Annotated in this window: 19 protein-coding genes; all 19 read left to right on the top strand. The window is 52.9% G+C overall.

All coding sequences use genetic code 11. The features are described from left to right. The first annotated feature begins 14 nt into the window (after positions 1-14). The 19 genes from rplV to ACJA3I_RS02685 all read left to right on the top strand — a co-directional run bounded on the left by rplV (position 15) and on the right by ACJA3I_RS02685 (position 9231). A complete protein-coding gene (gene rplV, locus ACJA3I_RS02595; protein ID WP_458863211.1) occupies positions 15-350 on the top strand; it encodes a 50S ribosomal protein L22 in 336 nt (111 codons plus the stop codon). Between the two features lie 16 nt (positions 351-366). After that, positions 367-1221, top strand: coding sequence for a 30S ribosomal protein S3 (gene rpsC, locus ACJA3I_RS02600; RefSeq protein WP_458863212.1), 855 nt, complete (start codon positions 367-369; stop codon positions 1219-1221). Further along, positions 1221-1658 (top strand): 50S ribosomal protein L16, encoded by a 438-nt coding sequence (rplP, locus tag ACJA3I_RS02605; protein ID WP_458863213.1) that lies wholly within the window; start codon positions 1221-1223, stop codon positions 1656-1658. The genes rpsC and rplP overlap by 1 nt, the downstream gene beginning before the upstream one ends. Further along, positions 1658-1858, top strand: a complete 201-nt coding sequence (gene rpmC, locus ACJA3I_RS02610; protein WP_458863814.1) for a 50S ribosomal protein L29 — start codon at positions 1658-1660, stop codon at positions 1856-1858. The genes rplP and rpmC overlap by 1 nt, the downstream gene beginning before the upstream one ends. Positions 1859-1879: 21 nt before the next feature. Then, on the top strand, positions 1880-2137 hold the full coding sequence (gene rpsQ, locus ACJA3I_RS02615) for a 30S ribosomal protein S17 (RefSeq protein WP_458863214.1): 258 nt from the start codon (positions 1880-1882) through the stop codon (positions 2135-2137). Positions 2138-2149: 12 nt separating this feature from the next. After that, the gene (gene rplN / locus ACJA3I_RS02620; protein ID WP_458863215.1) at positions 2150-2518 is read left to right on the top strand and encodes a 50S ribosomal protein L14; all 369 of its coding nucleotides are present in this window, start codon (positions 2150-2152) and stop codon (positions 2516-2518) included. Positions 2519-2528: 10 nt separating this feature from the next. Beyond that, positions 2529-2846 (top strand): 50S ribosomal protein L24, encoded by a 318-nt coding sequence (rplX, locus tag ACJA3I_RS02625; RefSeq protein WP_458863216.1) that lies wholly within the window; start codon positions 2529-2531, stop codon positions 2844-2846. 17 nt (positions 2847-2863) lie between these two features. After that, entirely contained in the window at positions 2864-3430 is a 567-nt protein-coding gene (gene rplE / locus ACJA3I_RS02630; protein WP_458863217.1) for a 50S ribosomal protein L5, read from the top strand. 17 nt (positions 3431-3447) lie between these two features. After that, positions 3448-3633 carry a type Z 30S ribosomal protein S14 gene (locus tag ACJA3I_RS02635; RefSeq protein WP_458863218.1) on the top strand — a complete coding sequence of 62 codons (186 nt, stop codon included), beginning with the start codon at positions 3448-3450 and terminating at the stop codon, positions 3631-3633. 110 nt (positions 3634-3743) lie between these two features. Continuing rightward, the gene (gene rpsH / locus ACJA3I_RS02640; protein WP_458863219.1) at positions 3744-4142 is read left to right on the top strand and encodes a 30S ribosomal protein S8; all 399 of its coding nucleotides are present in this window, start codon (positions 3744-3746) and stop codon (positions 4140-4142) included. 15 nt (positions 4143-4157) lie between these two features. Beyond that, positions 4158-4703 carry a 50S ribosomal protein L6 gene (gene rplF, locus ACJA3I_RS02645; protein ID WP_458863220.1) on the top strand — a complete coding sequence of 182 codons (546 nt, stop codon included), beginning with the start codon at positions 4158-4160 and terminating at the stop codon, positions 4701-4703. 15 nt (positions 4704-4718) lie between these two features. Further along, on the top strand, positions 4719-5078 hold the full coding sequence (gene rplR, locus ACJA3I_RS02650) for a 50S ribosomal protein L18 (RefSeq protein WP_458863221.1): 360 nt from the start codon (positions 4719-4721) through the stop codon (positions 5076-5078). 13 nt (positions 5079-5091) lie between these two features. Continuing rightward, positions 5092-5595 (top strand): 30S ribosomal protein S5, encoded by a 504-nt coding sequence (rpsE, locus tag ACJA3I_RS02655; protein WP_458863222.1) that lies wholly within the window; start codon positions 5092-5094, stop codon positions 5593-5595. Between the two features lie 14 nt (positions 5596-5609). Beyond that, positions 5610-5792 carry a 50S ribosomal protein L30 gene (gene rpmD / locus ACJA3I_RS02660; protein WP_458863223.1) on the top strand — a complete coding sequence of 61 codons (183 nt, stop codon included), beginning with the start codon at positions 5610-5612 and terminating at the stop codon, positions 5790-5792. A gap of 11 nt (positions 5793-5803) precedes the next feature. Then, positions 5804-6244, top strand: a complete 441-nt coding sequence (gene rplO / locus ACJA3I_RS02665) for a 50S ribosomal protein L15 (protein WP_458863224.1) — start codon at positions 5804-5806, stop codon at positions 6242-6244. Positions 6245-6246: 2 nt separating this feature from the next. Then, on the top strand, positions 6247-7527 hold the full coding sequence (secY, locus tag ACJA3I_RS02670; RefSeq protein WP_458863225.1) for a preprotein translocase subunit SecY: 1281 nt from the start codon (positions 6247-6249) through the stop codon (positions 7525-7527). Between the two features lie 36 nt (positions 7528-7563). Then, positions 7564-8199, top strand: a complete 636-nt coding sequence (locus ACJA3I_RS02675) for an adenylate kinase (protein ID WP_458863226.1) — start codon at positions 7564-7566, stop codon at positions 8197-8199. Continuing rightward, positions 8196-8960, top strand: a complete 765-nt coding sequence (map, locus tag ACJA3I_RS02680; protein ID WP_458863227.1) for a type I methionyl aminopeptidase — start codon at positions 8196-8198, stop codon at positions 8958-8960. The genes ACJA3I_RS02675 and map overlap by 4 nt, the downstream gene beginning before the upstream one ends. Beyond that, the gene (locus ACJA3I_RS02685; protein WP_458863228.1) at positions 8950-9231 is read left to right on the top strand and encodes a KOW domain-containing RNA-binding protein; all 282 of its coding nucleotides are present in this window, start codon (positions 8950-8952) and stop codon (positions 9229-9231) included. Before map ends, ACJA3I_RS02685 begins: the two co-directional genes overlap by 11 nt. Positions 9232-9244 lie beyond the last annotated feature (13 nt).

The raw sequence follows: 9244 nt of genomic DNA on the forward strand, positions 1-9244 counted from the left end.
AGGAGGAAAGATTGATGGAAGCAAAAGCTTATTTAAAGCATGTTCGCATCTCTCCCCGTAAGGTGCAGATCGTTTGCGATCTGATCCGGGGCAAAGATGTTGGCACAGCCGCTGCTATTCTGATGCATACTCCGAAGGCAGCAAGCGAACCGATGCTGAAGCTGCTTAAGAGCGCAGCAGCGAACGCAGAAAACAACCACGGCATGAACACCGACAAGCTGTATGTGGCGCAGGTGTTCGCCTGTTCCGGCCCTGTGATGAAGAGAGTTCGTCCCCGTGCCCAGGGCAGAGCGTTCAGAATCCTTAAAAGAACATCGCACATCACGATCGTTCTGAAAGAAAAAGAATAAGGGCAGGAGGTAAGTTATGGGCCAGAAAGTTAATCCCCACGGTCTTCGCGTGGGCGTAATCAAGGGTTGGGATTCCCGCTGGTATGCCAAAGACGACGCCTTCGGCGACCTTTTGGTAGAAGATTACAATATCAGAAAATACCTGAAAGAGACACTCTATGCTGCAGGCGTTCCTCAGATCGAGATCGAAAGAAACGACAAGAATGTCCGCATTATCATCCATTGCTCTCGCCCCGGCATCATTGTCGGCAAAGGCGGCGCCGAGATCGACAAGCTTCGCGCGACCATGGAAAAGAAAATCGGCAAGCCCGTTTTGATTTCCATTGTTGAAGTGAGAAGCCCCGACCTCAACGCACAGCTGGTTTCCGAAAACATCGCAGCACAGCTGGAAAAGAGAACATCTTTCCGCCGCGCGATGAAGCAGGCGATCGCCCGCGCAATGAAGCTTGGCGCAAAAGGCATCAAGGTTTGTGTTTCCGGCCGTCTGGGCGGCGCTGAAATCGCCAGAACAGAACATTATCACGAAGGCACAATCCCCCTGCAGACACTGAGAGCCGACATCGATTATGGTTTCGCAGAAGCCAAAACAACCTATGGCCGCATCGGCGTAAAGGTTTGGCTTTATAAGGGCGAAATTCTGACCGGCGGCCCCAGAACCACAGAAGTGGAAGCCCCCCGCCGCGATCGCCGCGACCGCCGCGACCGCAACGGAGCTGACCGCAGAAACTTCGGTGATCGCAATGATCGCCAGAACGGCGACCGCCGCGGCTATAACAATAACCGCCAGGGCGGCTTTAACCGCAACAACCAGGGCAGACAGGGTGGCGCACCCGCAGCCCGGACCCCGAGAACGGAAGGAGGCGCGCAGTAATGCTTCTGCCTAAGAGAGTGAAATATCGTCGTGTGCATCGTGGCCGCCTGACCGGCCGCGCCACAAGAGGCAATTTTGTTTCTAACGGCGAATATGGCCTGCAGGCATTAGAGCCGGCTTGGATCACAAGCAATCAGATCGAAGCTGCTCGTATTGCCATGACGCGTTATACAAAAAGAGGCGGCCAGGTGTGGATCAAGATCTTCCCTGACAAGCCCATCACAGAAAAGCCCGCTGAAACCCGCATGGGTTCCGGTAAAGGCTCGCCCGAATATTGGGTGGCTGTGGTAAAACCCGGCAGAGTGATGTTTGAAATCGGCGGCGTAACAGAAGAAGCAGCTCGCGAGGCCATGCGCCTTGCCGGCCACAAACTGCCGATCAAGACAAAGTTTGTGAAGAAAACAGACTTTGAAGAGAAAACAGGTGGTGAAGTATGATGAAGGCAAAAGAGATTCGTGAGCTCTCCGCTGAGGAATTGAGCGCAAAACTCGTCGATCTGAAAAAAGATCTCTTCAATCTTAGACTTCAGCACGCTCTCAACCAGCTCGATAACCCGATTAAGATTGCCGAAGTCAAAAGAGATATCGCTAAAGTGAAGACCATCATCCGTGAGCGCGAGCTTGCGGCCCGGTCTTAAGCGGCAAAGGAGGTAACGTAGGTGAGCGAAAGAGCTTTCCGCAAGACGAGGGTTGGTAAGGTCGTGTCTGACAAAATGGATAAGACCATCGTTGTTGCGATTGAAGATAGAGTACAGCATCCGCTGTATAAAAAGTTCATTAAAAGAACTTTGAAGTTAAAGGCCCATGACGAAAACAATGAAGCCAACATCGGCGACAGAGTGAAGGTCATGGAAACAAGACCCCTTTCGAAAGATAAGAGATGGCGTCTTGTAGAAATTATTGAAAAAGCGAAGTAAGGAGGGTTTGCCGTGGTACAGCAGGAATCTTATCTGCGCGTGGCGGATAACACCGGCGCAAAAGAACTCAAATGCATCCGTGTTCTCGGCGGCTCTACCCGCAGATACGGTAACATTGGCGACGTGATCGTCGCATCTGTCAGAAAAGCAGCTCCCGGCGGCATGGTCAAAAAAGGCGATGTTGTTCGCGCTGTGGTTGTGCGCACCAAAAAAGGTCTGCGCCGCCCTGACGGCTCTTACATCCGTTTCGATGAGAATGCGGCTGTAATCATCAAAGAAGATAAAAACCCCAAAGGCACTCGTATCTTTGGGCCGGTAGCAAGAGAGCTTCGTGAAAAGGATTATATGAAGATCCTCTCTCTGGCACCCGAAGTATTGTAAGGAGGACGCTATGAATACCATCAATGTAAAAAAAGGCGACAAGGTCATAGTGCTTTCCGGTAAAGACAAAGGCAAGCAGGGCAAAGTTCTCAACACGATTCCTTCTGAAGGAAAAGTTGTTGTGGAAGGTGTCAATTTTGCCACAAAGCACGTAAAACCCCGCAAACAGGGCGATCCCTCCGGCATCATGAAGCAGGAGACCCCGATCCGCGCCTGCAAAGTCATGCGCGTTTGCCCCAAATGCGATAAGCCCACAAGAGTGAAACATCAGATCCTTGCCAGCGGCGAGAAAGTCAGAGTTTGCTCCAAGTGCGGCGAAACCATTTAAGGGGAGGAGGACATACAATGGCTAATGTAAATGAAAGCACCTATGTGCCTCGCATGAAGAAAAAATATCTGGATGAGGTCGCACCCGCTTTGATGAAGAAATTTTCTTATAAGAGCGTCATGCAGATCCCCAAGCTGGATAAAATCACAGTGAATGTCGGCTGCGGCGAAGCACGCGACAATTCCAAGGCTTTAGACGCGGTGGTCAGCGATCTGGCAAAGATCACAGGCCAGAAACCCGTGATCACAAAGGCAAAGAAATCCGTTGCGAACTTCAAGCTGCGTGAAGGAATGCCCATCGGCGCGAAGGTCACCCTGCGCGGCGAGCGTATGTGGGAATTCCTTGATCGTTTCTTCAGTGTTGCGCTGCCCCGCGTGCGCGACTTCCGCGGCATCAACCCCAACGGCTTCGACGGCCGCGGCAACTATGCCGTGGGCATGAAGGAACAGTTGATCTTCCCGGAAATCGATTATGATAAGATCGATAAAATCCGCGGCATGGACATCGTGTTCACCACATCTGCAAAGAACGACGAAGAAGCAAGAGAGCTGCTTACCCTGCTCGGCGCTCCCTTCGCAAAGTAATAGGGAGGAAATGACGGATGGCTAAGAAATCGATGGTTTTAAAGCAGCAGCGCCCTGCGAAATTCTCAAGCAGAGAATATAACAGATGCAAGATCTGCGGCAGACCCCACGCATATCTGCGCAATTATGGCATCTGCCGTATCTGCTTCCGTGAGCTGGCTTACAAGGGCCAGATCCCCGGCGTTCGCAAAGCAAGCTGGTAAAAAGCGCTTTTGGCGGGAAACCGCCTTGTTGTAAGGGGCCCCACCGGGCCCCGCCCAAAGAAAAGTGGAGAAGGTACACCAATCTCTAACTTCTGTAAGGAGGAAAATTAATGGTTATTACAGATCCTATCGCTGATATGCTCACGCGTATCCGCAACGCCACCTCTGCACGCCACAGCACAGTCGATGTGCCCACTTCCGGCATGAAAAAGGCGATTGCCCAGATCCTGTTGGAAGAAGGCTATATCAAAGCCTTTGATCTGGTGGAAAATGGCGCTCAGGGCATGATCCATATCACCCTGAAGCAGAATAAAGGCAGCGAAAAGGCCATCACAGGCCTTCGCCGCGTTTCGAAGCCCGGCCTGCGCGTGTATGCCGGCGCCGAAGAACTGCCCAAAGTGCTGAAAGGCCTGGGCATCGCGATCGTATCCACATCCAAAGGCATCATGACTGACAAGAAGGCCCGTGAGCTGAATGTCGGCGGTGAAGTCTTGGCATTCGTTTGGTAAGGAGGATAACGGAATATGTCCAGAATCGGAAGAATGCCCGTTAGCATCCCTGCCGGCGTGACCGTAGATGTTAAGGGCAATGTAGTGTCGGTAAAGGGCCCCAAGGGTTCCCTGACACAGACCATGCACCATGATATGATCATCAATGTGGAAGACGGCCATGTGGTTGTCAGCCGCCCCTCTGAGGATAAGCTGCACAAATCCCTTCACGGCCTGACCCGCACCCTGATCGCCAACATGATCGAAGGCGTTGAAAAAGGCTTTTCAAAAGAGCTGGAAGTCAACGGCGTTGGTTACCGTGTGGCAAAGCAGGGCAAGCAGCTGGTGATGAACCTGGGCTACTCGCATCAGGTTTTTGTGGATGAGACCGATGGCATCACCATCGAAGTTCCCGCCCCCAACAAAATCATCATCCATGGCTGCGACAAGCAGATGGTTGGCCAGTTCGCGGCCGAAGTTCGCTCGAAGAGACCGCCCGAACCCTATAAGGGCAAAGGCATTAAATACGCTACCGAGGTCGTGCGCCGCAAGGAAGGCAAGACCGGCGGTAAGAAGAAATAAGGGGGGTGCGCATAAATGGTTAAAACAATCAATAAGAACGCTCAGCGTCTCAAGAGACATAAGAGAGTGCGCGCTCAGGTTTCCGGCACAGCCGAAAGACCTCGTTTGGATGTGTTCCGCAGCGCGAAGCATATCTATGCGCAGATCATCGATGACGCAACCGGCATGACTCTTGTTTCTGCCTCCAGCACAGAAAAAGGCTTTGACATTTACGGCGGCAACAAAGAGGCTGCCAAAAAGGTTGGCCAGATGGTTGCTGAAAGAGCAAAAGCCAAGGGGATTGAAGTTGTCGTGTTTGACCGCGGCGGCTATCTCTACCATGGCCGTGTCAAAGAACTCGCAGAGGGCGCCCGCGAGGGCGGACTCCAGTTTTAAGAGGAGGTAGAATATGGCTCAGTTAATCGACGCAAGCAGCATGGAGCTGCAGGAAAGAGTCGTTGCGCTTAACCGCGTTTCCAAAACCGTTAAGGGCGGCCGAATCTTTAAATTTTCTGCACTCGTTGTTGTTGGTGATCAGAACGGCATTGTAGGCTTCGGCCTTGGCAAAGCATCCGAAGTTCCCGACGCGATCCGCAAGGGAATCGAAGACGCAAAGAAAAACCTGGTGAGAATCTCTTTGGAAGGAACCACAATTCCTCACGAAGTGATCGGTAAATTCGGCGCAGGCCGCGTGCTTCTGAAGCCCGCCGCCCCTGGTACCGGCGTAATCGCCGGCGGCGCTGTCCGTGCCGTTGTTGAAATGGCCGGCATCAAAGATATCCGTACAAAGAGCCTGCGTTCCAATAACCAACAGAACGTGGTAGCTGCCACAATGGAAGGTCTGACCTCTCTGAGAGATGCAGGCCAGGTCGCGGAAGCCCGCGGAATTTCCGTTGAGCAGCTGGCGAAATAAGGGGGTAATCTGAGATGGATATGGTTAAAATTACTCTCAAAAAAAGTCTGGTAGGCAGACTTGACAAGCACATCGCCACAGCCCATGCACTGGGCCTGAAGAAAATCGACGATGTGACCGTGCAGCCCAACAACGCTCAGACACAGGGCAAGATCGCTTTGATCGGCTATCTGCTCTCTGTTGAGCCCTGCAAATAGGAGGTGCCGAAATGAAACTGCATGAATTAACTCCGGCGCCCGGCTCTACTCAGGTAGGCAAGCGCAAAGGCCGCGGCCTTGGCACCGGCAACGGCAAAACAGCCGGCCGTGGCCATAAAGGCCAGTGGGCCCGCAGCGGCGGCGGCGTTCGCCCCGGTTTTGAAGGCGGCCAGATGCCTTTGGCAAGACGCTTGCCGAAGCGCGGCTTTAACAACATCTTTGCCAAGAATTATGCCGAAGTCAGTGTTGGCGCTTTGAATGTATTCGAAGACGGCGCGCATATCTGCGTTGTTTCGATGCTGGAAAAAGGCCTGATCGGCAAAGCCTGCGACGGCGTTAAGATCTTAGGCAACGGAGAACTCACAAAGAAGCTGACCGTGAAAGCTGCCGGCTTCACCGCTTCTGCGAAAGCAAAAATTGAAGCCGCTGGAGGCAAAACAGAGGAGGCATAGCTGTGATTGAAACAATCAAGAATGCGTGGAAAATTCCCGATTTGCGCAAGAAGCTGTTATATGTGGTTTTTGCGCTTGTGGTTTTCCGCTTTGGCTATGCGATCTATGTGCCTTATGTTGACACGAAGCAATTAGCTGAAGTGTTCAAACAATACAGCGATACCCTGCTGGGTTACTTTAACACTTTATCCGGCGGCGGTTTCTCAACCGCTTCCATCTTCGCCTTGTCGGTATATCCGTATATCAACTCTTCCATCATCATGCAGCTGCTGCAGATCGCCATTCCGGCGCTGGAGCGCATGGTGAAGGATGGCGGCGAAGAAGGCCGCAAAAAGCTGGCGTCGATCACCCGTTATGTGACCATCGCCCTTGGCCTTTTGATGGGCTGGACTTATTACATCATGCTGCGCAGCAGCCAGGTATTGACCAGAACCGACGCCTGGAGCGCCGTGGTCATCATCTTGACTTTTGCCGCAGGCTCTGCCTTTGTGATGTGGCTGGGCGAACAGATCAACTCGAAGGGTGTCGGCAACGGCATTTCGATCATCCTGTTTGCTTCCATCGTTTCCCGCGGCCCCTCGGCCGTGATGGGGATGATCAACGGCCTGATCTCGGGCAGCATGAATGTACTTTCCGTGATCGTGGTGCTGGTTGTTGCGCTGGCGATGATCGCGTTCATCGTGTTCATCACCAATGCGGAACGCCGCATCCCCATTCAGTATGCCAAGCGTGTGGTCGGCCGCAAGATGTATGGCGGTCAATCGACCCACCTGCCCATGAAGGTGAATATGAGCGGCGTGATGCCTGTCATCTTCGCTTCTTCCATTATCTCCTTCCCCGGCACATTGATCCAGTTTTTAAGCCCCGCCGAAGGCACCTTCTGGTATAACTTCGGCAAGGCGTTCAGCCAGCGCGGTTTGCTTTATATCGTGATCTATGCGCTGCTGATCGTTGGGTTCGCATATTTCTATGCAACGATCCAGTTTAACCCCATCGAGGTTTCCAACAACCTGAAGAAAAACGGTGGGTTCATTCCCGGCTTCCGTCCCGGCAAGCCCACGACGGATTTCATCGCTAAAGTGCTGAACAAAATCACTCTGATGGGCGCTTTGTTCCTGGGTGTGGTCGCGATCTTCCCCTTGATCATGAGTAATATCAACGGTCTGGGCGGTCTGGCGATCGGCGGCACCTCTGTGCTGATCCTTGTGGGTGTTGCGCTTGAAACGGTGAAGCTCATCGAAGCTCAGATGCTGATGCGTCATTATAAGGGCTTCCTTGAATAAACAGCGTTTCCGCTGCAGCATTGTGGAGGCTTAACAATGAAAATGGTTCTTTTAGGAGCACCCGGAGCGGGCAAAGGCACACAGGCCGATCTGATTTCGGCAAAGCTGCATATCCCCACGATCTCTACCGGCAACCTGCTTCGCGCCGCCATGAAAAACGGCACGGAGATCGGCGAAAAGGTGAAGGTTTATATGGATAGCGGCAAACTGGTGCCCGACTCGCTGATCATTGATCTTGTTCGCCAGCGTGTGGCGCAGGATGATTGTAAAAACGGCGTGATCCTGGATGGCTTCCCCCGCACACAGGCCCAGGCTGTTGCTCTTGGCGAAATTATGGATCTGGATGCGGCCCTTTCCATCGAGGTGAGCGATGAACAAATCGAACACCGCATGGCCGGCCGCCGCATCTGCACCAAATGCCAAGCCACCTATCATGTGGAGGATAATCCGCCTAAACAGGCGAATATCTGCGATAAATGCGGCTCGCCGCTTGCCATCCGCGAGGATGATACCAAAGAGGTGGTCGAGCAACGGCTGCAAATCTATCACAGAGAGACAGAACCCATCAAAGAGTATTACCGCCAAAAGGGCATTTTGGTGGAAGTGCAAGGACAAAAAGCGCTTTCCGAAACAACACGCCAAGTATTCGGGGCGCTGGGGATCTCTCAATGATAACAGTTAAATCTTCTCATGAACTTAAAATCATGAGCAAGGCGGGTCAGATCGCAAAAGCGGCTTTATTAGCCGCCGGCGATCTGGTTGCGCCGGGTGTTACAACCCGCGAGCTTGACAATTGCGCCCGAAAAGTGATCGAGGCGGCAGGGGCGACCCCTTCGTTTTTGGGATATGGCGGATTTCCCGCCACGATCTGCTGCTCGGTCAATGATGAGGTGATCCACGGGTTCCCCGGGGATTATGTGATCAAAGAAGGCGACATCGTCAGCATCGATGTCGGTGCGATCTATGACGGCTATCACGGCGATTGCGCCTGCACCTTCGGGGCAGGCAAGATCTCGCCCGAAGCGCAGAAATTGATCGATGTAACACGGCAGAGCTTCTATGAAGGTATCAAATTTGCCCGCAAAGGGCAAAGAATTTCCGATATCTCGCACGCTGTTCAGGTTTATTGCGAAAAGCATGGCTATGGCGTGGTGAGAGAATTCGTAGGCCACGGCGTGGGCACCAAGCTGCATGAAGAACCCGAAGTGCCCAATTACGGCAAACCCGGCAGGGGCCCAAGGCTGGTTCCGGGCATGACGATTGCCGTTGAACCCATGGTCAATGAGGGAACCTGGCAGGTAAAAACCATGTCCAACGGTTGGACAGTTAAGACAGCGGATGGAAGCCTTTCGGCACACTATGAAAACACCATTGTGATCACCGAAGGCGACCCCATTATTTTAACGGCAGTCGGAGGAAGAGATGGAGCCTGAAATACGAAAATCGGACATCGTGAGATCTGTCAGCGGCCGCGATAAAGGCCGGCTGATGATGGTCCTCGAGCAAGATGCCGAATATCTGCTGCTGGCCGATGGCCGGCTGCGCAGACTCGAAAGCCCCAAACGCAAAAAGCGCAAACATGTTTCGTTCTTTGCGCAGAGCGACAGCGTTGCCGCCCAGCATTTGCGCGAGGGCGCGAAATTGTCAAACAGTGATATCCGCAGGGCGATCAATGAAGCAGAATCGCCCGTCAATGCAGAATAACCGAGGAGGTAAT

The organism is Acidaminobacterium chupaoyuni (assembly GCF_047936785.1).
GTDB classification, from domain to species: domain Bacteria; phylum Bacillota; class Clostridia; order Oscillospirales; family Butyricicoccaceae; genus Acidaminobacterium; species Acidaminobacterium chupaoyuni.